The organism is Aneurinibacillus soli (genome assembly GCF_002355375.1).
Classification (GTDB): domain Bacteria; phylum Bacillota; class Bacilli; order Aneurinibacillales; family Aneurinibacillaceae; genus Aneurinibacillus; species Aneurinibacillus soli.
Map to the genome: position 1 here is coordinate 637,223 of NZ_AP017312.1, position 26,060 is coordinate 663,282.

Annotated in this window: 26 protein-coding genes and 1 riboswitch; of the genes, 22 read left to right on the forward strand and 4 right to left on the reverse strand. The window is 48.8% G+C overall.

What is annotated here, in order from left to right; translation table 11 throughout:
- Positions 1–66 precede the first annotated feature (66 nt).
- From CB4_RS03275 to CB4_RS03315, 9 genes are all read left to right on the forward strand, one after another.
- Positions 67–720: an HlyD family secretion protein gene (locus CB4_RS03275; protein ID WP_096463568.1), complete on the forward strand. Its 654-nt coding sequence runs from the start codon at positions 67–69 to the stop codon at positions 718–720.
- A 15-nt stretch (positions 721–735) separates the two neighbouring features.
- The gene (locus CB4_RS03280; RefSeq protein ID WP_096463569.1) at positions 736–2,283 is read left to right on the forward strand and encodes a DHA2 family efflux MFS transporter permease subunit; all 1,548 of its coding nucleotides are present in this window, start codon (positions 736–738) and stop codon (positions 2,281–2,283) included.
- Between the two features lie 11 nt (positions 2,284–2,294).
- A complete protein-coding gene (locus CB4_RS03285) occupies positions 2,295–3,767 on the forward strand; it encodes an efflux RND transporter periplasmic adaptor subunit (RefSeq protein ID WP_096463570.1) in 1,473 nt (490 codons plus the stop codon).
- Positions 3,768–3,942: 175 nt separating this feature from the next.
- The gene (locus tag CB4_RS03290) at positions 3,943–4,446 is read left to right on the forward strand and encodes a competence protein ComK (RefSeq protein WP_096463571.1); all 504 of its coding nucleotides are present in this window, start codon (positions 3,943–3,945) and stop codon (positions 4,444–4,446) included.
- Positions 4,447–4,640: 194 nt separating this feature from the next.
- Positions 4,641–5,180: a sigma-70 family RNA polymerase sigma factor gene (locus CB4_RS03295; protein ID WP_096463572.1), complete on the forward strand. Its 540-nt coding sequence runs from the start codon at positions 4,641–4,643 to the stop codon at positions 5,178–5,180.
- A gap of 30 nt (positions 5,181–5,210) precedes the next feature.
- Positions 5,211–6,125: an SLAP domain-containing protein gene (locus CB4_RS03300; RefSeq protein ID WP_096463573.1), complete on the forward strand. Its 915-nt coding sequence runs from the start codon at positions 5,211–5,213 to the stop codon at positions 6,123–6,125.
- A 170-nt stretch (positions 6,126–6,295) separates the two neighbouring features.
- Positions 6,296–7,915, forward strand: a complete 1,620-nt coding sequence (locus tag CB4_RS03305) for an S-layer homology domain-containing protein (RefSeq protein ID WP_096463574.1) — start codon at positions 6,296–6,298, stop codon at positions 7,913–7,915.
- Between the two features lie 33 nt (positions 7,916–7,948).
- On the forward strand, positions 7,949–10,747 hold the full coding sequence (locus tag CB4_RS03310) for a hypothetical protein (RefSeq protein WP_096463575.1): 2,799 nt from the start codon (positions 7,949–7,951) through the stop codon (positions 10,745–10,747).
- Positions 10,748–10,860: 113 nt separating this feature from the next.
- A complete protein-coding gene (locus CB4_RS03315) occupies positions 10,861–11,364 on the forward strand; it encodes a hypothetical protein (protein ID WP_096463576.1) in 504 nt (167 codons plus the stop codon).
- A 265-nt stretch (positions 11,365–11,629) separates the two neighbouring features.
- On the opposite strand, the gene CB4_RS03320 is transcribed toward CB4_RS03315, so the two are convergent.
- The 3 genes from CB4_RS03320 to CB4_RS03330 are packed head-to-tail and all read right to left on the reverse strand — an operon-like array spanning position 11,630 to position 14,593.
- Positions 11,630–12,103 carry a hypothetical protein gene (locus tag CB4_RS03320; protein WP_096463577.1) on the reverse strand — a complete coding sequence of 158 codons (474 nt, stop codon included), beginning with the start codon at positions 12,101–12,103 and terminating at the stop codon, positions 11,630–11,632.
- 50 nt (positions 12,104–12,153) lie between these two features.
- Positions 12,154–13,155 (reverse strand): hypothetical protein, encoded by a 1,002-nt coding sequence (locus tag CB4_RS03325; RefSeq protein ID WP_096463578.1) that lies wholly within the window; start codon positions 13,153–13,155, stop codon positions 12,154–12,156.
- The gene (locus tag CB4_RS03330) at positions 13,130–14,593 is read right to left on the reverse strand and encodes an MBOAT family O-acyltransferase (RefSeq protein ID WP_096463579.1); all 1,464 of its coding nucleotides are present in this window, start codon (positions 14,591–14,593) and stop codon (positions 13,130–13,132) included. The genes CB4_RS03325 and CB4_RS03330 overlap by 26 nt, the downstream gene beginning before the upstream one ends.
- A 169-nt stretch (positions 14,594–14,762) precedes the next feature.
- Between CB4_RS03330 and CB4_RS03335 the strand changes: the two genes are divergently transcribed.
- From CB4_RS03335 to CB4_RS03360, 6 genes are all read left to right on the forward strand, one after another.
- The gene (locus CB4_RS03335) at positions 14,763–16,211 is read left to right on the forward strand and encodes a S41 family peptidase (protein WP_231956230.1); all 1,449 of its coding nucleotides are present in this window, start codon (positions 14,763–14,765) and stop codon (positions 16,209–16,211) included.
- 70 nt (positions 16,212–16,281) lie between these two features.
- Positions 16,282–16,761 carry a hypothetical protein gene (locus tag CB4_RS03340; RefSeq protein WP_096463581.1) on the forward strand — a complete coding sequence of 160 codons (480 nt, stop codon included), beginning with the start codon at positions 16,282–16,284 and terminating at the stop codon, positions 16,759–16,761.
- 50 nt (positions 16,762–16,811) lie between these two features.
- Positions 16,812–16,937, forward strand: a riboswitch (SAM riboswitch).
- 131 nt (positions 16,938–17,068) lie between these two features.
- A complete protein-coding gene (metK, locus tag CB4_RS03345) occupies positions 17,069–18,283 on the forward strand; it encodes a methionine adenosyltransferase (RefSeq protein WP_096463582.1) in 1,215 nt (404 codons plus the stop codon).
- Positions 18,284–18,443: 160 nt separating this feature from the next.
- Positions 18,444–19,619, forward strand: coding sequence for a sensor histidine kinase (locus CB4_RS03350; protein WP_096463583.1), 1,176 nt, complete (start codon positions 18,444–18,446; stop codon positions 19,617–19,619).
- Positions 19,616–20,332: a response regulator gene (locus CB4_RS03355; RefSeq protein ID WP_096463584.1), complete on the forward strand. Its 717-nt coding sequence runs from the start codon at positions 19,616–19,618 to the stop codon at positions 20,330–20,332. Before CB4_RS03350 ends, CB4_RS03355 begins: the two co-directional genes overlap by 4 nt.
- Positions 20,333–20,410: 78 nt before the next feature.
- A complete protein-coding gene (locus CB4_RS03360) occupies positions 20,411–20,731 on the forward strand; it encodes a hypothetical protein (protein ID WP_096463585.1) in 321 nt (106 codons plus the stop codon).
- A gap of 66 nt (positions 20,732–20,797) precedes the next feature.
- Here CB4_RS03360 and CB4_RS03365 read toward each other — a convergent pair whose 3' ends face one another.
- Positions 20,798–21,247 carry a tetratricopeptide repeat protein gene (locus tag CB4_RS03365; RefSeq protein ID WP_096463586.1) on the reverse strand — a complete coding sequence of 150 codons (450 nt, stop codon included), beginning with the start codon at positions 21,245–21,247 and terminating at the stop codon, positions 20,798–20,800.
- A gap of 187 nt (positions 21,248–21,434) precedes the next feature.
- Here CB4_RS03365 and CB4_RS03370 point away from each other — a divergent pair, with 187 nt between their 5' ends.
- From CB4_RS03370 to CB4_RS03400, 7 genes are all read left to right on the forward strand, one after another.
- Positions 21,435–21,692 (forward strand): hypothetical protein, encoded by a 258-nt coding sequence (locus CB4_RS03370; RefSeq protein WP_096463587.1) that lies wholly within the window; start codon positions 21,435–21,437, stop codon positions 21,690–21,692.
- The gene (locus tag CB4_RS03375) at positions 21,674–23,209 is read left to right on the forward strand and encodes an ATP-dependent helicase ComFA (RefSeq protein ID WP_096463588.1); all 1,536 of its coding nucleotides are present in this window, start codon (positions 21,674–21,676) and stop codon (positions 23,207–23,209) included. Before CB4_RS03370 ends, CB4_RS03375 begins: the two co-directional genes overlap by 19 nt.
- Positions 23,209–23,940: a ComFC family protein gene (locus CB4_RS03380; RefSeq protein ID WP_096463589.1), complete on the forward strand. Its 732-nt coding sequence runs from the start codon at positions 23,209–23,211 to the stop codon at positions 23,938–23,940. Before CB4_RS03375 ends, CB4_RS03380 begins: the two co-directional genes overlap by 1 nt.
- Positions 23,941–24,070: 130 nt before the next feature.
- Positions 24,071–24,592 (forward strand): thiol peroxidase, encoded by a 522-nt coding sequence (tpx, locus tag CB4_RS03385; protein WP_096463590.1) that lies wholly within the window; start codon positions 24,071–24,073, stop codon positions 24,590–24,592.
- Positions 24,593–24,669: 77 nt separating this feature from the next.
- Entirely contained in the window at positions 24,670–25,107 is a 438-nt protein-coding gene (locus tag CB4_RS03390; RefSeq protein WP_096463591.1) for a flagellar protein, read from the forward strand.
- A gap of 140 nt (positions 25,108–25,247) precedes the next feature.
- Positions 25,248–25,505: a flagellar biosynthesis anti-sigma factor FlgM gene (gene flgM, locus CB4_RS03395; RefSeq protein WP_096463592.1), complete on the forward strand. Its 258-nt coding sequence runs from the start codon at positions 25,248–25,250 to the stop codon at positions 25,503–25,505.
- Between the two features lie 27 nt (positions 25,506–25,532).
- Complete coding sequence (locus tag CB4_RS03400; protein WP_157737771.1) at positions 25,533–26,036, forward strand: flagellar protein FlgN; 504 nt, start codon at positions 25,533–25,535, stop codon at positions 26,034–26,036.
- Positions 26,037–26,060 lie beyond the last annotated feature (24 nt).

Sequence of the window (26,060 nt, forward strand, 5' to 3'; positions counted from 1 at the left end):
TCAAATTATTTGCTTAGAAATGAATTCTATCCATACATATTACAGGGGAAAACTAGAGGTGGAACAATGAAACGAAAAGCAATTCTTACGATTCTGCTTGCGCTTATGGTTGTCAGTGGCGGCGGAATTGGTTATTACTACTGGTACCAGGGGGCGCACTATGTGAAAACAGAAGATGCGCGCATTCAGGGCGATCAGTATCGAATTATGCCACAAATTGCCGGGGAAATAACGCGAATTCCTGTCGAAGAAGGGCAAGTCGTGCAGCAAAATCAGGAAATCGCGGAGCAGGATACGTCCAATATCGACCCTAGCATGATCGACAAAACCATTATGCGTGCGCCGATTGCGGGAACGGTCACGAAAGTATTCAACAAAGAACATGAGATTGGCTCACCAAGTCAGCCGGTTGCCCTGATGGTCGATACACATGCGTTATACGTGTCGGCTAATATCGAGGAAACATACATTACCCGTGTGAAAGCGGGCCAGCCAGTTGAGGTGACGATTGATACGCTCGGCGGCAAGAAGTTGGTGGGAAAAGTACGCAAGGTGGGTATAGCATCGAATTCTACGTTCTCGCTCGTACCGGCTGTGAATACAAGTGGGAACTTCAACAAAGTTACACAGCGGATTCCGATTGAGATCGCGATTCAACAACCATCTGATGTTCAGTTAATTCCGGGGACGAACGTAGAAGTCAAAATTCGCGTGTCGTAGGGAGGAGGAGAAGCAATGGCAGCAGCAACAGCAAGTACTCCTTCCCAGGAATCAGCCGGATCTCCCTGGCTGGCGCTGCTGGCGATTATTGCCGGAGCGTTCGTCGCGATTCTGAACAATAGTCTCATTAACGTCGCGCTTCCGAAGCTGGTGAATGTATTCGGCTCGACAACGGAACGGATTCAGTGGGTTCTGACCGGATACATGCTTGCATCAGGGGTCATTATTCCGATTAGCGGCTTTATGGGAGACAAGTTAGGCTATAAGAAATTTATGATTATCGCGCTCGGGGTGTTTACGGGCGGTACGGCGCTTTGTGCAGTAGCGTGGAGTGATACGTCACTTATTATCGCGCGAGTTATTGCCGGACTGGGTGGCGGGGTGATTATGCCGCTTAGTATGACATTGGTGTACAAGATTATGCCGCGTGAACAGATCGGTACGGCACTCGGCCTCTGGGGGATCTCCGCGATGGTAGCGCCTGCGGTCGGTCCGACGTTGAGTGGATATTTGATTGAATGGTTGAATTGGCGGTTTCTGTTTATCGTGACTATTCCAGTCGCGCTGTTTGCGATTGTGATGACGTGGGTGCTTCTGAAGGAGACGGAGCGTCAGGAGAATATGAAGTTTGACTGGGGCGGGTTTATTCTAACGTCTTTATCAGCAGGGACGCTGCTGTATGCACTGAGTAATGGGAAGACAGCAGGCTGGACATCATTTGAGATTGTATCGTTATTTTTTATTTCATTCTGGTCGCTTGTGTTTCTCGTCTATGTGGAGACAGGCAAAGAGAAGCCGCTCATTAATTTGAGCTTGCTGCGGAATTTTCATTATACGTTGAGCATTATTACGGGCAGTCTTGTGATGATCGGCATGTATGGCGGGGTATTCCTTACGCCGTTGTTCTTGCAGAATATCCAGGGGGTGTCACCGATTGATACGGGGATTCTCCTGATGCCACAGGCGATTGCGATGGCGATTATGATGCCGATCTCTGGTAAGTTGTTCGATAAGGTGGGCGTTGTGCCGATTGGGCTTGTGGGCATTACGCTTACGAGTGTTATGTCGTATGAGTTACATAGGTTGACGGCGACGACTTCACATGAATGGTTGAATCTGATTTTGACGATTCGGGGCATCGGGATTGGACTCTGTATGATGCCTCTCTCCACGGTCGGGATGAATGCGATTGCGGCGACGGCACCGAAGGAGATGGGGAATGCGTCTTCTTTATCCAATCTTGTCCGGCAGGTAGCCGCGTCATTCGGGATTGCGGTGCTGACGACGATTATGCAGAATCGTGCGTCTCTGCATTTTGATCATATGCGTGAATCAGTGACACTTGATGCGGCCTCAACTGTGCAGGCTTATTACGGAACGAGCGGGATTAGTACGTTGGCAGGAATGATGCAGCTAGATGCGACAGCGCGGGCGATAGGAGATACATTCCTTGTCTCGTCTATTCCATTATTTATTTCTATCCCGCTTGTATTGTTATTCATTCAAAGAAAAAAAGCGGCACCGCCGCAACCAGAAATAGCGAAAGAAAGGGAAGAAGCATGAGGAAATTCAAGATGAGAGCAGCGGTACAGATGGTGGCGCTAAGCGCACTTGTAGCAGCAACAGCGGGATGCAGCACGAATGCAAAGGAAGCATCGCAGCAGATGACAGTCGTTCCGGTGAAAACGGTGAATGCACAACAAGGCATGATCGGAACGGGTAAAGTGTATACAGGAAGTGTTATGCCTTTGCAAACAGTAAAGGTAGTACCGAAGACAGCGGGGAAAATTGAGCAGATGGCTGTTGATGTTGGTACACCAGTGAAGCAAGGCCAGTTGTTGTTTAAGCTAGAAGATAAGGATTTGCGTAACACACTAGAGAAAGCAAATGCAGCGGTAGCAGCAGCCCAAGCGGGTGTGGGCGCGGCACAAGCGGCGCAAGAATCGGGTGTCGTGCAGGCGACAAGTGGAGTGGTCCAATCGAAGAATGGCATGATTCAGGCGAAGAACGGCATGGTGCAGGCACAAGGTGCGATCACACAGGCACAGAGCGGTCTTGAGCAAGCACAGAATGCAGTCACAGACGCCGAGAATGGGCTGAAAAAAGCCAAGCAAAGTCTAACGGATGCGACGACGCAGCTGAACCGTACGAAGCAGTTGTATGAAAGTGGTGCGACATCGAAAGCACAGCTTGAGCAGGCGCAGACAGCGCTTGTGACGGCACAGACAGGCTACAATAGTGCAGAGATCGCACGCAAGGGAGCGGTTGAGCGGCTGAGCGCGGCGAAGAAGAACGTAAGTGTAGCACAGAAATCATACGCGAATGCGAATGCTACGTACGAGAATTCGACAAGCGGCTATAGCAATGCGCAAAAGCAAGTAGGTGTGGCAAGCGGCACGGCGGGCATTCAGGCGAGCGAGCAGGGGGTTCGTCAGGCGCAGGTAGCGGCGCAGATCGCGACAGATGCGCTGAGAGATGCGGCTGTGACGTCTCCAATTGACGGGATTGTAGCCGTAAAGAACAATGAAGTAGGCGAGCTTGTATCGCCACAGGCACCGAATCCGGTACTCGTGGTGACGAACTTGAATACGGTGAATGTGCTGTTCTATGCATCAAGCGCGGACTTAGCGAATCTTCACCTAGGCATGAAGATGAATGTGAAAGTGGATGCCATGAAGGTCTCCGCGATCGGAACGGTGAAGAGTGTGAGTCCGGTTGATGAGAAAGGGAAAGGGTATCCGGTTCAAGTGAGTGTGCCAAATCCAGGGCTGAAGCTGCGTGCCGGTCTGGTCACCGAGCTGACGGCGATAGCAGAAGGCTCGAAGCCAGGCATCGTTGTTCCGTCCTCGGCACTGGTGAAAGAGCAGAACAAAGCGTATGTATATGTGGTAAACGGCGACCGTGCGAAACGCAAAGAGGTACAGATCGGAGAAGAGAAATCCGGTAATACCTTGATTACGGGCGGATTGAACGCAAACGATGCAGTCATTACGGATAACGTGGTGTTGTTATCGGACAATGCGAAGATACAGGTACAGCAAGAATAAAAAGTATGCCGCTGACTCTACTAATAGAGTCAGCGGTTTTTTGTAGAATAACGGTAACTTTTGTAGAAACAATGCGAAACTTGCGATGAATACGCTCTCTTTTCTGCATCTTTTTCCTTTATAATGTTTATATATTCAAAATTTGATATTTTTTTCAAATGGAGGGAGGCGTACAATGTTTGAACTGGTCGATTTGAAACGAGCCGTGGAAAGATTTGCGCGAGAGGGTCATGTATTCTATCCAGATCAGGCAGACGGGATTGGAGAGGTAACCGTGCTTTGTATCGGGGAAGAGAAGGTGTATGTCCCATGTACGACAGCGCAGTTCCGTAGGAAGCTAAGTCGGGAGTTCTTTAAGGACGAGCGTCTGCTGCGTGATTTCGCATATGAAACGCTCGGGAAACGCAAGCATCCTCCGTTCGTGCTGCATGAAAGCCTGGTGCTGGTTCCATTCTGGTACCCGTGTTTTGATAATCCCTCGCATCGCACGTTGTACGCATGTCTGTCCTCTATTAAAATGTATGCGGTTCATGAAGAACAGCGGCTCGGTTGTGTGTTGATGTTCAAAGATCGGCATACCGTCGATCTTCCGTATTCGATTGGAACGGTGAAGCAGCAGATGCGCTGTGCCGAGCATCTGCTGATGAAGTATCAATTGAAAGGCAGAGCCTCGTATTGAAAGTTATACTTATCAGGAGATGATACCGCCTTTTTGCATGGCTATCGAAGGGATAGTGTGTAGATTTTTTATGTGAAAAAAAGAACATAATCATTTCTATCGTTCCATAGCGCCCGGCATGGTTTGTGGCCAGCACGTATGATGAAAGTGCGCACATAATTGGCAGGGCCGGCCCTCCACGGGAGGGAATCCATATGGAAGAGATGAAATGGGCACGTTTTTTTGCAGAGGTGGAGCCGCTTGTGAATCGATTGACGGCACGGTATGCGCCTGGTTTCTGGCGGGAAGAAGCGAAGCAGGTAGCCCGCATCGCCTGCTGGCAAAATGCACATCGGTATGATGCGGGGCGTGGAGCGAAGCTGTCTACATTTTTGTTCGTGATTGTACGGCGGGCGCTGGCTGATTTTTATGAGCGGGAAGCGTTGTGGCGCAGTCGTCATCTGCTTCCGGTGTCAGGGGATGAGGAGGGGCCAGGCTGGGAGGAAACGCTTATGGCTGTGGAGAAGCCGATGGAAGAAGCGCTCGTCTGGGAGAGTTGGATGGTACTCGTATCGGATACGGAAGCAGCCTGCCTGACGCTTCATATTCGGGATGGTCTGCCACTTAGGGATGTGGCTATGTGTCTCGGAATGACGTACGAAGCGGTCAAAAAGCAGAAGCAGCGTGCTCTGGCACGGCTGCGTACCCGCTTGAGTCCGCAGGGACTTTCTTCTTTCTTGCCAAAAGAGATATAATAAGCGTGAGTCCAGAAGGAGGAGTATATCATGTTATCATTTTTTAAGAAACTTCGCTCCAGTGAGCCCAAGCAGGAAACAGAAGCGGGGTCTGTAATAGAAGAAACGAATGATACGCCTGCGGAAGAGGTAGCGTCAGCTGTTCTGCCACTGCACTTCCCGCAGGATGTAGATACAGGAATCTCGATGGAAGAGCGGTATGTATTGCAGTTCTTCGTCGGGGAACTGCCGGAGATGGCGGAAGGCGAGCTGTCCATTGATGGGTACAAGCTTACCCAGGATGAAGCCGGTATGGTACTGCAAGCGATTATGCGCAATAATATGGATGCTGACATTGAGGTTGGCACCGTGCCGGTTGTGCTGATTGATGCGCATCATAATATGGTAGCACGCAGCATGTTTGATCTGACAAGCTTTGGTGAGATTCCGGCACGTACGGCGATGCCATGCCGCTTCTTCCTACCGTATAGTGATTTTCGTGTCCAGCAGGCGGATTTCTCGAATTGGATGGTCGGGTTCCATATGGAGGATGGCCGCGTGATGCGGGCGGTGACAGAGCTTGACTTTGAACAGAGCGGAGATTTCTCGCAGGACGAGCATGTGGAAGCACAAGATCAGCAGGTGCTCGATGCGATCGAGCGGGCAATTCATGAGACAGAAGGCCAGGTCAATATGTTCGGCACGTCACTCGGTCAGGGTGAGCATGGTGAGCTGGTGGTAGAGCTTCTGCTGCGTAACGGCAAGGATGAGGTTGTAGAGCTGACGGATGGCATGGTATTCACGGTGCTGGATGCAGCACGTGATGAGGTGGCGTCGCAGGCGTTTGATTTCTCGGCTGTGAAGGTGGAGCCGAAGTCGGTGCAGCGTCTTGTGCTGGAGTATGATGCCGCGACTTTAAAGAAGGCGGAGCCTGATTTCAGTGAGTGGTCAGTAGATGTAAAGTAATTATTTTGTACTATCTGTATCTTTTTTAATAAGATGCAGGTAGTATTTTTTTTTGATTAAGTGCCCCTTAATTTGTAAACTCTGTGCTATAATTGGGTTGTACGAAAAATAAGTAGGTATTATTGATTATTTATTACAGGTCGAAGTACATATCTATTAGGAGGGATACGATGAAGCTTTATAAAAAAGTATTCAAGGTGTGCTCAAGTACATTCTTGGCTAGTACACTCGTTTTATCAGCCGGAACAGCAGTATTTGCTCAGGCTAAAGACGTAGAAAACCACTGGGCACAAAACCAAATTACGAAATGGGTAGACGCTGGTTATGTGAAGGGATATGAGGATGGAACCTTCAAGCCGAATAACAGCATTACGCGTGCGGAATTCATCCGACTGGTTAACCAATCGTTTGGTTTTACAGAAGTAGCGACGATTACCTACACGGATGTTGCTCCGAGCCAGTGGTTCTATAGCGAAGTAGCGAAGGCGAAAGCAGCAGGCTACATCAGTGGCTATGAAGATGGCACGATGAAACCGAATAACAAGATTAGCCGCCAGGAAGCAGCAGCGATTATTCAGCGCTTGTTGAAGCTTCAAGGAACCGAAGCGAGCTCTTTCCAGGATGGACAGGCAATCGCTTCCTGGGCTAAAGGAGCAGTTGGTAGTGTTGCTGCTAATAAAATCATGAATGGGTACCCGGATGGAACCTTCAAACCGGCTACTAACATTACGCGCGCAGAGTCTGTTGTAACGCTCGATAAAGCGATGGGTGCGAAAGGAACAGATTCGCCGGTAGCGTCACAAGCACCAGGCAAAACGTATGACAAGGCAGGTACATATGGGGCATCAGCAGGCAAAACAGACACCATTCAAGGTGATGTAATTATCAGTGCAGCTGATGTGAAGCTTCAGAATACAGTGATCGATGGTAACTTGCTCATCGCGGAATCGGTCGGTAGCGGCAATGTATATCTGAATAATGTGACAGTGAAAGGTACAACCACTGTTAAAGGCGGAGGATCGAACTCCATCTATGCCGCTGATTCCACGCTAGGCAAAGTTGTCGTGAATAAGAACGATGTGCATCTGGTGGCATCCGGTACGACAGCAGCAAGCTCAGTTGTCGTGCAATCAGGTGCGAAGATCGAACAGGGCAGCCTGTCTTCATCTGCGAAAGGATTCGGTACGATCTCGATTGCTGCGGTATCTAGCGGAACTGTAAAGCTAGTTGGTAATTTTGATAGTGTAACAGTAGACGGCAAAGCATCAATTGAGCTTTCGAACGGGAAAGTAGACAGTCTGGATGTAAGCAAGGGTGCAGAGGGTGCTTCCCTTACTGTAATGTCTGATGCAAACGTGAAGAATCTTACTGTAAATGATGCATCTAAGGTGTACGGTTCTGGTAAGATCGAGAACGCCAAGGTAAATGTAAACGGCGTATCATTTGCGACTCGTCCAACTAACGTACAAACTGCTTCAGGTGTAACAGTTTCTATTTCGTCCTCAAATGGCGGCGGTGGTGGTGGCGGTGGTTCCTCTACTACTACTACTAAAAAATCATATACTAACGGGGCAATCATTAATGTAAACGATCTGTCTGGCATTACGAGTATAGAGATTACGAGTGGAACGGTTACTTTGAATGGAATAATCCCAGCTGGTAAGACGGTTACGGTAAAAGCAAGTGCTACACTCACCGGTACTGGTACAATCAACGGTAATTTGATCTTAGAAAATACAGGGACAACGCTTCACGGAATTACAGTTAATGGTACAACAACGATTCAATAAAAAATAATTGGATAAGAAGAGGAGGAACGATTGATGAGCAAGAAGAAACAGGGGAAACTTCCCGCTTTAGCAGTTCTGTCTACAATGGCGTTTGCTGGTTTGTTTATGTCATCTGCACAAGCGGCAACGATTGACAACGCACAATTGAGAGATGTAACGATTGCATCTACAGCTAATAACGCAACGATTAATTTTAATGGAACGACATCTGTAACTGGAAACGTGCAGGTAAATGCCCAAGCAACGTTAGGTGGGAACAGTATTAATCCACTTCAGAATGCTAATGTTGTGCTGAACACAACAAGCCTGACGGCAAACATTCCACTTGGAAATAATGTAACGGCTACACAACAAGTTACAGTCGGTGGAAGTCAGGGAGGTCCAAACGTTATAGTTAAAACGGCAGCACCAGCTGCAGACAAGATTACAGTTACGAATAACAACAGCCCAGCTAGTGATACAGTGGTAGTTACAGGATTGACCAGTGGCGACATAATCAAAGTTTACAACGGTGCCACAGGAGGAAGTTCAATCGGAACGGCTACAGCTGGAAGTAATGGGACTGCAACTATAACCATTCAACAGCTTGGAACTGCTACGGGTAGTGTATGGGTAACACGTAAACAAGGCAATTATGAGGAAAGCGCACGAGTAGAAAAAGCGTATAGTGCTGAAAATAGCCTTACTAATGCTGTAACAGCTGTGGAAGGGAAAATTGATGCACTGCCAGCAGTAACAGCACTAGTATTGGCAGACAAAACAGCAGTCAATGAAGCGAAAGCAGCTTATGATACGCTGACAATTGAGCAAAAAGCTCAAGTAGCAGCTGGTAAAGTAACGAAACTGAATGATGCGGTAGCTAAGATTGCAGCTCTGGAAGCAACAACAGCAGATCAAGCAACGGCGGCCCCAGTGAAAGAAAGTATTGCGGCATTACCTGCAAAAGCAGAGGTAACGCTAAATGACAAACCAGCAGTGACAAGTGCACGGGCAGCGTACACTGCGTTAACAGCGACACAAAAAGCCCTGGTGGGAGACATCACGAAGTTGACTGATGCAGAAGAAGCGATTGCGACTCTGGAAGCAACAACAGCAGATCAAGCAGCAGCGGCCCCAGTGAAAGAAAGTATTGCGGCATTACCTGCAAAAGCAGAGGTAAAGCTAAATGACAAACCAGCAGTGACAAGTGCACGAGCAGCGTACACGGCATTAACCAATGCACAAAAAGCTCTAGTGGGAGACATCACGAAGCTGGCTGATGCAGAAGCAGCGATTGCGGCTTTGGAAGCAGCAGCAGTAGATCAAGCAGCAGCGGCCCCAGTGAAAGAAAGTATTGCGGCATTACCTGCAAAAGCGGATGTAACTCTAGCTAACAAAACGGCAGTGACAAATGCACGAGCAGCGTACATGGCATTAACCAATGCACAAAAAGCTCTAGTGGGAGACATCACGAAGCTGACTGATGCAGAAGCAGCGATTGCGGCTTTGGAAGCAGCAGCAGTAGATCAAGCAGCAGCGGCCCTAGTGAAAGCAAGTATTGCGGCATTATCTGCAAAAGCAGAGGTAACGCTAAATGACAAACCAGCAGTGACAAGTGCACGGGCAGCGTACACTGCGTTAACAGCGACACAAAAAGCTCTGGTGGGAGACATCACGAAGCTGGCTGATGCAGAAGCAGCGATTGCGGCTTTGGAAGCAGCAGCAGCAGTAGATCAAGCAACGGCGGCCCTAGTGAAAGAAAGTATTGCGGCATTACCTGCAAAAGCAGAGGTAACGCTAAATGACAAACCAGCAGTGACAAGTGCACGAGCAGCGTACACGGCATTAACCAATGCACAAAAAGCTCTAGTGGGAGACATCACGAAGCTGGCTGATGCAGAAGCAGCGATTGCGGCTTTGGAAGCAGCAGCAGTAGATCAAGCAGCAGCGGATCCAGTGAAAGTAAGTATTGCGGCATTACCTGCAAAAGCGGATGTAACTCTAGCTAACAAAACGGCAGTGACAAATGCACGAGCAGCGTACACTGCGTTAACAGCGACACAAAAAGCTCTAGTGGGAGACATCACGAAGCTGACTGATGCAGAAGCAGCGATTGCGGCTTTGGAAGCAGCAGCAGCAGTAGATCAAGCAGCAGCGGCCCTAGTGAAAGAAAGTATTGCGGCATTATCTGCAAAAGCGGATGTAACTCTAGCTAACAAAACGGCAGTGACAAATGCACGAGCAGCGTACATGGCATTAACCAATGCACAAAAAGCTCTAGTGGGAGACATCACGAAGCTGACTGATGCAGAAGCAGCGATTGCAGCTCTGGAAGCAGCAGCGGCGCTAAATGACAACAAAATCACTGAAGCAAATCAAGCGCTAGCTGCACACACAGAAGGAACAGGTGTAGATCAAGCAGCGAAAGCAGACCGTGATGCACTGGGGGCGGCAATCGCAACAGCGCAAGGTGTATACGATGCGCGTGCTACAAAAACAGCAGCAGAGTTGAGCGCTGCAACAGCATCATTAAATGATGCTTTAACCACATTTAATGATGCAGTAATTACAGAAGCAGAAGCAACACCTACCACTCTTACAATTGACAATAAAAATGCTGGTTCTACAGCAAATACAACTATCACGTTAGACAATGCTACAGGTGAAACGCTTAATCTTGTAGGTGAAGATGATGAAATAGCGACTGTCTCTGTAGATAATGATACAGGTGAAGTTACTGTAACAAGTGTTGACGACGGAACATATACACTTACCGTTCAAGTTATGAAGGGTGGTAAAGTTGTAAGAACTGTCGATGTGACTGTGACGGTTTCTAATCAAATTCTTTTATAAAAATGAAACGAAACGTTACTTCATAAGCTCATACTCCCAGTATGAGCGAAAGAGGTGGAGACTAAACCCCGTGGTATGACTTCGTAGATTCGAAGCCCTCCACGGGGTTTTCTTTGAACTGGGATATCCCACTGAATGGATTTACTCGTGGACAGGTGGTAGGGTCGGCAGTCGATAGTACTATCCAGCAATATTGTAATGATCATGGAATAAACCTTGGCAATCGACCAATGGCTGCCATGGGGTTTGGGGATACGTTCTTCATCTCAACCTTTAAGATAGGTTCGAATGCGGCCATTACATTGGGCGGTAACGATTGGTCCTTCTTTTTCCCAACTAGTCACTTCACGGGTATAGATGAAGACCGCTTAAAAAATCGAACCTTTACTGTTAGTGATGGGGTAAATACGGCAACTGTATTATTGGAATGGCAGTACCTAGATATGGATGATTTGATTGGTGATATTAATGACCAATTAAGTAACGCCTCTGTATCTGCCTCGGCAGTTAAAGTGAATGAAAATCAGTTTAAAATTATCGCGACATTGGCTAAAGTCAAGCTTACCATTGGAGGGGCAAACAAAGACCAATTTTTTGATGTCTTCCAGACTCAGTAAGTTTACTTGATTTCTCTGTACTGATGACATTATATAAGTACTGTCGTGAGTGATATGTGGGCAAAGTCCTTGATAAATGAGGATTTTGCTCTTCTGCCGAAATGGTGAGAAAATTGTTAAGAAACTACAAATTCTTCAATCGAGGGACACAAAAACACAGTAATACAAATAAGAGGGACGACAGCCTGATAGCAGGGTGTCGTCCCTCTTTGTATTCACGGCATCAGGCGGATAGAAAGAAGTGGTAACTGGTTATGAGAGGAATCTAGTTTTTGAGTTTGCTACTTAAGACGGCAACTTCCGCTTCCAGTTCGTCTACTCGGTCGGTCGTCCGGTTTAGACGAAAGTCCATGCGTTCCAGGCGATGCATGCTGTGCACCACTTCATCGAGTTTCTCCGTAGCAGACGTAACCTCTAGCCGAATTGCTTCTACAGCAGGGGCCAATTCACTGTTGTGTGCGGTCTGGTTCTTCACAATGCGGATCTCGTCTTTAACTGTGAAGATTTCATTTTTCATCGTGTGGATCTCGTCTGTAACAGTAGTGAACTGCTCGTTCATACCGTTTTCTAACGTATCCATGCGTTGATCCAGTTTTCGCACATCGCCTTGCAACCCTTTTACATCATCTTGTAGTCCCTTGACCTCGCCTTGTAGTCCTTTTACTTCACTTTGCAGACCTTTCACGTCACTCTGAATGTCTTGTACGACGGACAGGATTATATTTAACTTTTCCTCCATAACCAGCTTCCTTTCTTATTTTTTTCTTGTGTCTCTCTATTGTATCATCATTACGGCATCACACGGATAATCTCTTTGGCCCCATGTTCATTCACATGATTGGCATCCCGGAAATAGGCATCCTCAAGCGTCGGTGGAATCACGGTGAATGAAGCGCCAGCCTGTGTTGCCTCCGTTTGCATACGTGCCCGGAACGCTGCCTGCTGCTGTCCGTACGTTGCTTTCATTACTTGTTCAAAAGCCTGCGTGCGCGGCAGTTGAACGATCGTTATCTGTACCCCTCGTTTCGCCAGTTTTCCGACTAGCTTATGAAAGGCGTTCGCCTGTGGTCCATCCAGACGATAGTCCTTCATCCAGCGGTCGGCTACAATCCTGGCATACGCAGGGCCAAGGTGAGCGGGTTCGCGACCTGGAACTGGCGGCAAGCCCCAACGGTACTCGTACTTGTCACGTGGCTCTTGTGGTAGTTTCCCGTCCCACCACTGCTTCGCAAGCTGTGTCCACACATCACGCAGCCCGTACGCATACAACAGCTGTCCAAATACAAGATCAGCCTTGTCTGCCACATGCGGAGCCCCCATTCGCTCAGACAGGGTAGCGAAGTAGCGGAATTTTGCATCGGACTTTATATCGACGCTGTTTACCTGGTGCTCGTTAACTGCTATGATCACGCGTTTCAGATTCGGCAGCTTGTCTGCTGCTTCTTCATATAGGTGTAACATATCAACGGCCTTGCCGCCGCTTACACTCAGATTGAAAATCTCATCTGGCGCTACCCCGTAGTGCGCCGCAAGCAACGGGGGGCGAAGTGCATCCATACTTTGCGAGTCGCCAAGGATCAGGACTTTAATGCGATCCGGGTTTTGCCGGGCGAGTCGCTCCTGCACATTCGCAATCTGGCCGAGGAAACTGGCCGGACTTGTGCCGTACAGTGCCGGATTGCGGAATAAGAAAAGTTCAGCCAGCAAAAGGAACACAACTCCCCATAAGAAACCGCGTACAACCCGGCGTTTTCGAGTTGGATGATTAGAACTGGAAATAGATGAAATCATGTTTTTCCCCTTTAATCATAGCAATTATAAGTAGGACAACCCCGGCATACACAAGCCCGCGCACGGGAGCGGGGACGAAGCGATGCCACGTTGCTGCAATGACCCTTTCATGCTTGCGGAATCCGTATTCGAGCAGATGCACCCCATATAAGATCACAGCAAGCGTGAGTGGAGCAGACTGGGCGCTCGCCTGTGTGATCAGGCTGGATAAACCGTCAGAAGGCGTGAACATCGTTTTTACGTAGACGAGTGCGCTCGCTACACTATCCGCTCGGAAGAACACCCATGTAATCATAGTTAGATGGAAAAAGACAAAGACGGCACATACATGATACAGGGCCGAAATAAGACGCTCGACCGCAGCCGGAACAGCAGGCACGCGGGCAAGCAGACGACGCAGTGCAGTCGCATACCATTTATGGGCGATAGATAGCAATCCGTGTAGTGCCCCCCAGATGACAAATGTCCACATCGCTCCATGCCACAGGCCGGAGATGAGCATCGCGGCGAGCAGGTTCACATCCTGACGGACACGCCCTTTGCGCGAACCGCCGAGTGGAATGTAAATATAATCCCGTATCCAACTCGATAGCGTAATATGCCAGCGCCGCCAGAACTCGGTGGCACTCGCACTGATGTAAGGGCTCATGAAGTTCATCGGCAGTCGATAGCCGAACAAATAGCCGAACCCGACTGCCATATCACTGTAGGCGGAGAAGTCTGCGTAGATCTGGAATCCGAACAAGTACGCCCCAATCCAGGCTTCCATCGTCGTTAATTGCCCTGGATTATGGAAGTACGGCAGCACCATGGGAGCGAGTTGGTCGGCGATCATAATTTTCTTGGCGAGCCCCCATATAATGAGATAGACGCCGTACTTGAAGTCAGCTGTGCTGACGGGAAGAGAAGTCGTACGTTCGACTTGCGGCATGAATTCCTGCCCACGCATGATCGGCCCTGCAAGCTGATGGGGAAAGAATGAGATGAACACCCAGAACCTCAAGAACGAGTGAGCCGGTTCTGTACGTTCCTTATATACATCCACCAGATAGGCAATGAGTTGGAACGTATAGAAGGAAATCCCGATGGGCAGCACGATGCGTGTCCAGAAACTGTCCGGCGTGACAAATGTCAGGCCAGATAAAGATTCCAGATTATGAATGATGAACATCGAGTATTTAAAGAATGCCAGGTTGGTGACATTCAGGCTAATGCCAAGTACAAGCCACAGCCGTGCCCGGCCACGGCGTATCTGACGCGCCAGTACGTATGACAAAAACGATACACTGAGGAACAGGGCTAGGAATCCCCAGCTCGCTGCGCCGTAGAACAAGCAGCTAGCGACCGCCAGTATGCCAAGCCGCGCTGGACGAAACAGATGATAGGCCAGAAACGTAAGTACGAATAAGAAGAAAAATTCTGGTGTATGAAAAAGCATGATGATCCTTTCTTTTATAAGCTCATGTCTGTCATTTCAAACACAAATATTGTATCATACTGTGCGCAGGAGCATACAGAATTGCGCACGGAAAAAGGATAGGACACCTGGTTGTCGAACCAGTATACAGGGAGAGTTGAAACCAGAGAGGAAGTTGACGAATTACGTGATGAGAAAACGAGTCGCTACGACGGCGTTAGCAGGCGCGATTATATGGACAGCAGCGTTTGGCACGGCTCCGGTATGGGCACAAGATGTGACGGCGAACGCCTACACAGAGCAGGAAGCGCGTATTCATGAAGTGCTCCAGAAAATATTGAATGGTCACGTTAACAATAATTTGGATATAAAGAAACTGACAGATGGAGCGATTCGGGGCATCGTAGCAGAGACGGGTGACCCGTACACCGCATACTTTACGGATGATGAGTTTACGAATTTCATTGGAGAAGTGGAAGGTCAATTCTCCGGGATCGGGATTTATGTGGCGCAGCGTAATCAGTCATTTTTTGTGGATAGTGTGGTCACAGACTCCCCGGCCAGCAAAGCCGACTTGCGTTCCGGTGATGAGATTGTTGTCATAAATGGTCAGAAGATCGCTGGGAAGACAATTGATGAAGTAACGGAAGAGATGAAAGGACAGTCAGGCACTCAGGTAGAATTACAGGTGCGTCGCCACAATCAGTTGATTACGAAAATCGTGAAGCGAGAAGATATGCAGACATCTCCGGTAGACAGCATCATGCTCGATGGCAAAATCGGGTACATGACGCTCTATACGTTTTCATATAATATCGCCGATGTGTTCAAAGAGCAGCTGGCGCGCTTGCAGAAAGACGGCATGAAAAGCTTGATTATCGACTTGCGCGATAACCCGGGTGGCCATATTGAAGGGGCGATCGACATTGCGGATTTGTTTGTTGAGCATGGAACATTGGTCAACATGGTCAGTCGCAGCGGGAAGAAACTTTCAATTCCAGCTACAGGCAAAGGAACAGCGATCCCCATGGTCGTCCTGGTGAATGGCAATACAGCCAGCGCATCCGAAATTTTGACCGGGGCACTTCAAGATCATGGAGCGGCCCGTATTATGGGAACCAAAACATTCGGCAAAGGTACTGTGCAGGAGATTACGCCGCTTGATAAGGGTGGTGTGCTGAAAATGACAGTAGAGGAATATTTCTCTCCGAATATGCACAAGATCAACGGCATCGGCCTCGTACCGGACGATGTGGTGCAGAATCCGAATGAGCAGGTCGTGAAGGCCATTACATATCTTACAGGGGCTACCTCACTGCATCTGTTCGCAGATGGAAAAGTAAGCTTCAGCGGATTTCCGCCTGCAGTGACCCCGTTCGCCAAGCAAGTCAATGGACGCTGGTACATAGCACTGCGTCCATTCGCACAGGCATACGGCTATCGGATCAGCTGGGATGGTGCAAAGCAGCAGGCCGCACTCCGTATTGGAGAAACCGAGCGCAAATACGCCGTGCAGGGCAATCCACATGTACGCAGTGAGAACGGAATGACCTGGGTAGCGCTTGATCAGCTGGATCGAGACTTTACTGCGATTAGCCTGGAGAAAAAAGAAGCAGAATTGCTTGTTCATATAAAGTAGATAGAAAAACACGACCTTTGTAAGACATAAGCGTATAACTTAACAGAAAAAACAAAGGGAGGAAGTAATTGTGAATAAATGGGGATACGGAATTACCGGAGCGGCAATAGCCTTTACTGTCGGACTCGTATCGGTCGGGACAGCGGCACCAACTGAGCCGGGAACAGAAGGAGATCCCGTTGTAACGCGCAGCTATGTGGAGCAGGTGCGTCAAGAGTTAGTCAAACTCATTCAGGCAGCACCGCAGCAGCCTTCCTCACCCACTTCGACAGGTAGTACGACATCATACACCGTAGAGAAAGTGACGGCAGGCAAAACCATTACGGGAATGGAAGGCACAGAATTCATTGTGCGCACCGGACAGGTTAAAGCGGTGACGCCGGGTGAGGACTATACCATCCCGGACTTGACGAGTGGGACAAGTATGCCGGATGGCGAAGCCGTGCCGCATGATCATCTGCTACTTATTCCGCGTGCGGACGGACGCGGTCTTACGGTAACAAGTGGCAAAGCAGACATTATCGTGCGTGGCGACTACAAGGTCCAATAGAATGATTGACAGTTAAATAAAAATAAGATATATTCGTTTAGAATGAAGACCCTATATCCCGAGAAGGTGGAGGGACTGGCCCGATGAAACCCGGCAACCTCATTGCCGCATATGGCGGTGAACGGTGCTAACCAGCAGAAGGCATGATTTTTTATGCTGTTTCTGGAAGATAAAGGGCAAAGATTGAGTAAAAATCAACCCTTTTCCAGATGCCAGGCAATTGGAAAAGGTTTTTTACTGCTTTGCAAAATGGGTTCGGGAAGGGACCATCAAATAAAATAAAAGCAACTAAAAGGAGGTCGTGAACATGGCGCCTAAAAAAGGTCGTTATCTCTTCACATCTGAATCCGTAACAGAAGGACATCCGGATAAGATTTGTGACCAGGTTTCCGATGCAATTCTTGATGCAATTCTTGAAAAAGACGCAAATGCCCGCGTAGCGGCTGAAACATCTGTTACGACAGGTATGGTGCTCGTAGCAGGCGAGATTACAACAAGCTGCTATGTAGACATCCCAAAAGTCGTGCGTGAGACGATCCGTGAGATCGGTTACACACGTGCGAAATACGGTTTTGACGCGGACACATGCGCGGTGCTTACATCTATTGACGAACAGTCTCCAGATATTGCACAAGGTGTCGATCAGGCACTGGAAGCGCGTGAAGGCCAGATGACAGATGAACAAATCGAAGCAATCGGTGCAGGGGATCAGGGCCTGATGTTCGGGTTTGCGTGCAATGAAACACCTGAACTCATGCCGCTTCCGATCTCGTTGTCTCATCAACTGTCCCGCCGCTTAGCGGAAGTCCGCAAGAACGGTACACTCGCGTACCTTCGCCCGGATGGTAAAACACAAGTAACGGTGGAATACGAAGGAGATAAGCCGGTTCGTGTTGACACAATCGTTATCTCGACGCAACATGACCCAGCTGCAACGCTTGAGCAGATCCAAAAAGATCTGAAAGAGCACGTCATCGCTCCGATTGTTTCCGCAGACTTGCTTGATGAGAATACAAAATACTTCATCAACCCGACAGGCCGTTTCGTAATTGGCGGACCGCAGGGGGATGCGGGTCTTACAGGCCGCAAAATCATCGTGGACACATACGGTGGATACGCTCGCCACGGCGGCGGTGCATTCTCCGGTAAAGATCCGACGAAAGTTGACCGTTCTGGTGCATATGCAGCACGCTATGTTGCGAAAAACATCGTAGCAGCTGGTCTTGCAGACAAGTGTGAGGTACAAGTGGCATATGCAATCGGGGTTGCACAGCCTGTATCCATCAATGTTGATACATTTGGCACAGGTAAAGTAGAAGAAGAAGTTCTCGTTGAGCTTGTTCGCAAAAACTTCGATCTTCGCCCGGCTGGTATCATCAAGGCACTCGACCTTCGCCGCCCGATCTACCGCAATACAGCGGCATATGGACACTTTGGCCGAAATGATCTGAATGTTCCATGGGAAAATACAGATAAAGCCGAAATCCTCAAAAAAGAAGCAGCTGAGTTTACGACAAACTAAAATATACAAACCAAAAGACCCATCACTGTAATAGTGTATGGGTCTTGTTTTGTTTGCGTGGGATGAATGATACAATGTATTGAAGGATTTTACCCGTATCCTGTTGAAACAGTGAGAACAGGAGGGGCTTAATGGCTAGCGATGTGGAAAGGGGATTTCAATGAGCGAGGCAAATATCGACATTCAGCTTTTGGACGATGTGATGAATAAGACGGTAGTTTCCGTAGAGGAAAGCAAAGAGAAAATCTTTGAAATCGCGGAAAATGCTCATAAAGAAAACAACTTCATCACCCTCGAACTTGAAACGCTGCGCAACGAAATCGATCTCGTCATTACACAAACGGACGAGTTGGAATGGAAAGCGAAGCAAGCGCGGCAACGCCTGGCTAACATCAGTCGCGGCTTTAAACGGTATAGTGAGCTTGAGATCCGTGAAGCGTATGAGATGGCTAGCCAGATGCAGATCCAGCTTTCTCTTTCCCGTGATAAGGAAAAGCATCTTCGCGAGCGGCGGGATGAACTTGAGCGCCGCCACCGTAATATCCTAAACACCATTGAAAAATCAGAGAATCTGATTTCCCAGATGGGCATTGTGCTTAATTACCTGCAGGGTGACTTGCGCAAGGTAGGGATTGCCCTCGAATCCGCCCATCATCATCAATTACTGGGCATCCAGATTATTCAGGCACAGGAAGAGGAGCGTAAGCGTGTAGCCCGGGATATTCATGATGGCCCCGCCCAGTCGATGGCGAATGTGGCGCTGCGCAGTGAAATTGTAGAAAAAATGCTAAATCAGAACCGGATTGATGAAGCAAAAGTGGAACTCCGGTTATTAAAAGAGCTGACAAGGGCAAGTCTGGTAGATGTACGCAAGATTATTTTTGATCTGCGACCAATGGCCCTAGATGACCTTGGTCTCACTCCTACCCTGAGAAAGTACCTCGAAGAATATGAGAAGCGGCATCACATTGAAACTAAACTCACTCTCTTAAGTCCTGAACGCCGCCTGCAAAGTTCGATTGAAGTGGCGGTGTTCCGGTTGATTCAGGAGTCGCTTAACAATACAGCCAAGCATGCAAACGCGAAGCAGGTAGAAGTAAAACTTGAGTTCAAGCCAAACAAGGTGCTCTTTATGGTAGCGGACAATGGCATTGGATTTGAGAAGCAGGCCAAAGGAGAGCGACCACAGTTTGGCATTATGGGCATGCAGGAGCGTGTCAAATTATTGCAGGGTACGATGAAGATCGAATCGAAGCCAGGGAAAGGCACCATACTGTTTTTCGGAATTCCCCTTCGTATCGAAGAAAACACGAAAGCTGGAGGTAGTGAAAAATGACAGACCAAAATATTTCAATCTTACTTGTAGATGACCACAAACTGTTTCGGGAAGGCGTGAAGCGTATTCTCGAGATGGAAGAGCACTTCACGATTGTAGGAGAAGCATCGGATGGAGAAGAAGCGTGCGAGATGGCAGCGAACCTCCAGGCGGACGTTATTTTGATGGACATTAACATGCCGAAGATGACAGGTGTACAAGCTACACAGCGTATCAAGGAGCGTGCGCCCGAATCCCGCATTATTATTTTGTCGATTCATGACGATGAGAACTACGTGTACAAATCCCTTCGCTCCGGTGCTGCCGGCTATTTGTTGAAGGAGATGGATTCGGATGCGCTGATCGAAGCGATCAATGCAGTAGCGAACGGCGAATCGTACGTTCACCCGAAAGTCACCGGGAAACTCATTACTGAATTCCGTCGCCTGAGCACGATTGAGCACAGCCACGAAGAAAATGTGCTTTTAAGTGATATTAGTGATCTTGGCGGCAGCGAGAAGGAAAGTAATATTCTTGCGTTAACGCCTCGCGAGCGTGAAGTGCTGCAGCTCATGGCAGAAGGCAAGAGCAACCGCGTGATTGGGGAAGAATTGTTCATTAGTGAGAAGACAGTTAAGAACCACGTTAGCAGCATCCTGCAGAAGTTAGATGTACAGGACCGCACGCAGGCCGTTGTCATGTCGATCAAAAACGGCTGGGTGAAGCTCTCCTAATTTTCCTGTTTTTACTCGTATGTCCTGTCACTCCTCCCTTTTATTTCGCATATATATGGAATAAAGGAGGGGAGTGCAATGGGGCCTGGAATGATACTGGCTGTTACAGCTGCGGTGTACCTCATTGTCACCTGGCTATTGCGTTGGGGTGTGAACTGGCTTCTTGGCAGTGCGCCGGTGGAAGCCGAATGTCTTACTGGGCCACATGCGGCGTTTAACATGTGTGCGCCTATGGATCAAGTGGAATATGCAGCGTATTATACGGCATGGTACTCTCTGATAGAAGGAATTCCGGCTGTGCTGTATGTAGTAAGGGGTCTGGCAGAGGAGGAAGCGGATCAGCAGTTGCTTGAGCATGCGCTTTGCCGCTGGCCTAATTTACTGGTTGTTCAAGAATAATTTTATATACATGACAAAAAGCGAGGGGAATCGATTCCCTTCGCTTTTTGTATAGGACATAAGTGATCAGCGCAGCAGGACAAATGCAAGTGTTGCGAGTAGCGTATAGCCAAGCAGAACAGCGCTAGTCATCTGTATGAGAGATAGTTTTTTGCGTACAGGAGAAGCTGTATGTGCACGTGTGCGAGCTTCTATATGCTCCTTTTGCTGTCTACGCCGTGCAAGCAGAATCTTCGCACCAACAGCAGGCTCAAAGCAGGGATCAGCCAGGACAGCCCGATCATAGTAATCGGCTGCTTTGCGCCAGAATCCCTGCTTTTCATACTGGCGTCCGAGTTCATACAATGCTCGTACATGGGTGCGGTTTGCTCGCAGTAGTTTTTCGTAATAGGCTGGATCACTTGTGTTAATGTACGTCGCATTCGCATGGCCCGGAAACAACCGTTTGGTTCGCTCGTAGAATTTTTCCCGCGTGTGGGAAGGGTAGGAGCGTTTAGGTACGGTATGTATATTCATGACGGTCACCTCTTTGCCCTCATTGTTGCCAGAAACACCATCCGACAAACCCGTGCGCAGAAAAGAAGAAAAATGTAAAAAAAATACAAAAATAAAAAAGGAATATAGAAAATTCTGTCGAAATCATAGATACAGAGTTGGAAGACAGCACCGGAAAAATTCAGAATGAGTATAAGGAGGGCTATGTATGTTAAAAAATTCACATGTTGAATATGTGCAGGAGGATGGAGCCGTTCAGCTTCCGGGGGAAGTGATGGCGAGAAGCGGAATTGGCCCCAATGATTCAATTGTCATATTGGTAACGCAGGATGGGGAGATTGTCCTGCAGAAGTGTGCAAATCGCGAGACGGACAGAGGCGGGCTGGAACAGGAAGCGGAAGTGAGACCGATGATCGCGGAAGAAGATGAATCATACGGGATCGAGAAATGCAAAAAAGCCAGGTAGTACATGCCATGAAAGAAGTGTGTGCCTGGCTTGAGGGCCGGGCTTTGCTAGAAGAGGAAGTGAGCTGGCTATTTCAAAGTAAACTGCCTGGATGGGAGCCGGAGAATGTCCTTGCTTTCATGGAGCAGCAAGGAAGTCTGGAGAAATATAGAGGGATTGAGCAGCTGGGGGAGGGAGAAGAGACAATCTTCTCCTTTTTTTCTTCCCTCCGCCGCTGGATCGGATTGGCCCCGCCTGTGCGGTATCGCTGTCGCCGCTGTGGCGCAACGGGTACAGATATTGTACTGGTGTCGTGTGCGCGTTGCGGGCAGGATGACTGTCCGTACTGCCGTCGCTGTATCGGGATGGGACGCAGTCTAGGATGTACGCCATATTATACGATTCCTTCATTCTCGTCTGCTTCAAAAACAGTGCGGCCTGTGCTTGATGCTCGGCACATTCTCGACCAGTATCCGACGCTCACAACAGCACAGAGAGCAGCAGCCGAGGCGATGCTTCATTTTCGCAGGGAAGAGGAGGGAGCTGATGAGTTCCTCGTCTGGGCGGTGTGCGGAGCGGGCAAGACAGAGGTTATGTTTCCGATTGTATACGAAGCTCTGGCTTGTGGCGGTCATGTATTGTGGGCGACCCCACGTCGGGATGTCGTGCTGGAGCTTGCACCGCGCCTGGCGCAAGCCTTCCCGGATTCGCCGCTTTCGGTTCTGTATGGAGCATCCTCGGAAAAATGGAGTCGAGCCCCGCTTGTGTTGGCTACGACGCACCAGGCGCTCCGCTTCTATCAGCGGTTTGATCTGGTCATTATCGATGAAGTAGATGCTTTTCCTTACCATGGCGATCCCGTGCTGCCATTTGCTGTTAGGCGTGCCCGGCAATTGCCGGGCAAAACCGTATACTTGACCGCGACACCCCGAGATGAACATCGCAAAAGGCTTGTAAAACCGCACAGTGACACCGATTTTCTGCCCCATGTGAAAATCCCGATACGCTATCACGGGCATCCACTTCCGGTACCAGGCAATTGCCGGGCAAGCCAATTAAACGATCGTTTAAGACAGAAAAGGCCGATTCCTGAGCTGCTTTCTTTTTTGAAACAGGTGGCAGAACGAGAGGGACAGGCGTTTCTCTTCGTCGCATCCATTGCCAGGCTTCCGGTACTACATCATTACATCGAACAGCTTGCGCCCGAGTGGCGAGGAAAAGTAGAAACGGTACATGCAGCTGACCCGGATCGAGAGATAAAAGTAAAGGCGATGCGGGAAGGGAGCATTCGCCTTCTGCTTACGACAACGATCATGGAGCGTGGGGTGACCATTGGCGGGGTGGATGTGCTCGTTGTACAGGCGGACGCCTCTCTGTTTGATGAAGCGGCTCTCGTTCAGATTGCCGGACGTGCGGGACGGTCGGCTGCTTGTCCGGATGGAATGGTTCTCTTTCTAGCAGAAGAGATTACGCCGGATATGAAAGCAGCGGTTCGCCATATTCAGGAGATGAATCAGCTTGCGGGAAGTGAGATGTGATGACGTTATGGCAGACGGCCCGGCGTTTCGTGCTAGATGTATTATTTCCACCGTTTCCGCCTTGCCTGTACTGCGGGCAGGAAGCGAACGAGAAGTCGTTTGCGGCGGGTACAGCATTTGTGTGTCAGGACTGCATGAGTGGTTTTATCCGGATAGAGGGGCCGATCTGTTCGGTATGCGGACGGCCCTGGATACAGGGAGAAATCTGCCGGGACTGTGTGCGTCGGACGCACCAGGCGTTTTGTCAATCGCGCAGCGCTGTGACGTATAACGAGAAGGCGAAGGAATGGCTCGCCCGGTACAAATATCGCGGCGATCGAGTGCTCGCGCCGGTGTTAGCAGAGCTCTTGTATGAGGTATGGCAAAGAGAGTACGCTTCTCTCTCCATTGATGTAATTGCATACATGCCGCTTCATGAAGATCGATTGATGGAGAGGACATTTAATCAAGCAGAGGAGCTTGCTCGCTTGCTGGGAGAACGGGTTAGAATTCCGGTTTGTGGCCTGCTTGTCCGGACAAGAGCGACCGAGAAGCAGAGCATGAAAGGACGGGGCGATCGACTGGCTGCGCTGCAGCATATTTTTGCTCCGGCGGCTGTTGCGCGTTCATTTAGGCGTGTTCTCCTTGTGGATGATGTGTATACAACGGGAAGCAGCATGCAGGCGGCGGCACAGGTGATTCGACAGCAATGGTCGCAGGCAGAGGTATATGGGATAACCTGGGCACGGTAAGTAGAGAATAAAAGGGGCAGTCTGCGCACATCAATCTTGATATAAAAACTATCAATATATTGTAAATGAGGAGACTGTCCGCTACAATAAAATAAGAAATCACAGTCTAACCACTATGGAGGGATGTACCATGGCAACAGAACGTCAAGGAGCAATCACATTTAAAGGAAACCCGGTTACTCTGCTTGGTCCGGAAATTAAAGCAGGAGACAAAGCACCTGACTTCACAGTGCTGGCTGCAGGTCTTAAACCGTATTCACTGAATAACGGCACAGGCAAAGTCCGCCTCATTAGTGTTGTACCATCTATTGACACAGGCGTATGCGATACACAGACGCGTCGATTCAACGAAGAAGCAGCGAAGCTTGCAAACGTAGAAGTACTTACTGTAAGCGTAGACCTTCCGTTCGCACAGGGACGCTGGTGCGGAGCAGCGGGCATTGAGAACGTAACCATGCTGTCTGACCACCGCGACCTGTCGTTTGGCCAAGCATTCGGCGTAGCGATTAAAGAACTGCGCTTGCTTGCTCGTGCGATTTTTGTGCTGGATGCGGAAAATAACGTTACATACGTCGAGTATGTGTCCGAAGCAACGAATCATCCAGACTATGAGAAAGCTGTTGCAGCGGCAAAAGAAGCAGCAGCAAACTAAAAAATAGGACTCACTTCCTCATGTTTTTGCAGTACAATGGTTATAAAACTTGTGCGCATACGGGGGAGGAAAGTCTTGTGTCATTAAATGTTGAAAATTGCGTTCGTTGTGGCAGTCTATTTCGCCGGGTTCGCCAGCCACTTTGTCCGAACTGCCTGAAGAAAATCGACGAGGAATACGAGAAGTGCTACAAGTTTATACGCAAGAAAGAAAACCGGGCTTGCAACGTTCATGAACTGAGTGAAGGAACGGGTGTTTCGCTTCAGCAGATCACGACGTTTATTCTAGAAGGCAGGCTTTCGATTGATAACAATCCGAATATTGAATATGCCTGCAAGAGTTGCGGGGGTCCGACCCGTTCTGGCTCACTCTGTCAGAAGTGTGTAGGCAACATCAAAAAAATGGCTGGATACATGCAAGAAGACAAGCAGAGACAGGAGGAGCTTGTTGAAGAAGAACGCCGCAGTAAGTCCGGTTTTTATCAAGTTGGACGGGATGAACCGAGAAAAAGTTAAAACTTTGTGATAGAATTGCCGATTACTTTAGTAATAAGTAGTCGGCTTTCTTTATTTATTTATAGAGAGCGGATATCTCGGGGAGAATGGGAATAACGAGTATACATCCTATACGACTTATAAAGCAGAGGTGAATAAACATGAGGATTGAACGTCCGAACTCCGTACAACCGGTAAATCCATACCGCCAGCAGGAGCAGCGCCAGGAGGAAACACGTGCATACGGGAAGCGTGATCAGCTTGAGATTTCAAGTGAAGCACTTGAAATGCAGCGTGATCAGGAGACAGAAGCTGAGCGTGCCGCACGTATTGGTGAGTTAAAAGAGCAAGTCCAGGGGGGCACGTATCAGGTAGATGCGAAGCGGATAGCCGAAAAATTACTTCGTTACGAACTGTAAGAACAAGAAGACGGATGGTGAATGGATATGAGCGACATCTTGGATATTATTGAGATTTTGGAACGGTTGATTGCCGAGCATGAGCGCATGTTGAAGCTTGGCAATCATAAGAAAGAGGTACTGATCACGGGCAAGATTGATGAGCTGGCTCGCGTCGTACAGTTTGAAAGCCGCTGTATCAGCACCATCCAATCTCTTGAACTAGAGCGGGAGAGACAAATCTCGCTCTATTTAATGCAGCGGGGAATTCGCAAGGAAACGTGCTATTTAAGTGATCTCATCGAACTGGAGTCGAACTCGGATATCAAGCTGGAACTGGCGCGTTGTCAGATGCAGCTCGGTAATTTGGTGAAAGAGCTGCAGGAGCTAAATCACCTGAATCAGCGGTTAATTGAACAATCGTTGGAGTTTGTGAATATGTCACTGGAGGAGATGACAGCTCCTCCGGACGCACCGACTTATCAGAATACAAGAAAAAACATACACAATCCGTATAAAGCAACACGCGGATATTTTGATAGTAAAGCATAATTTTAAGTAAGAGAGGAGAGAACG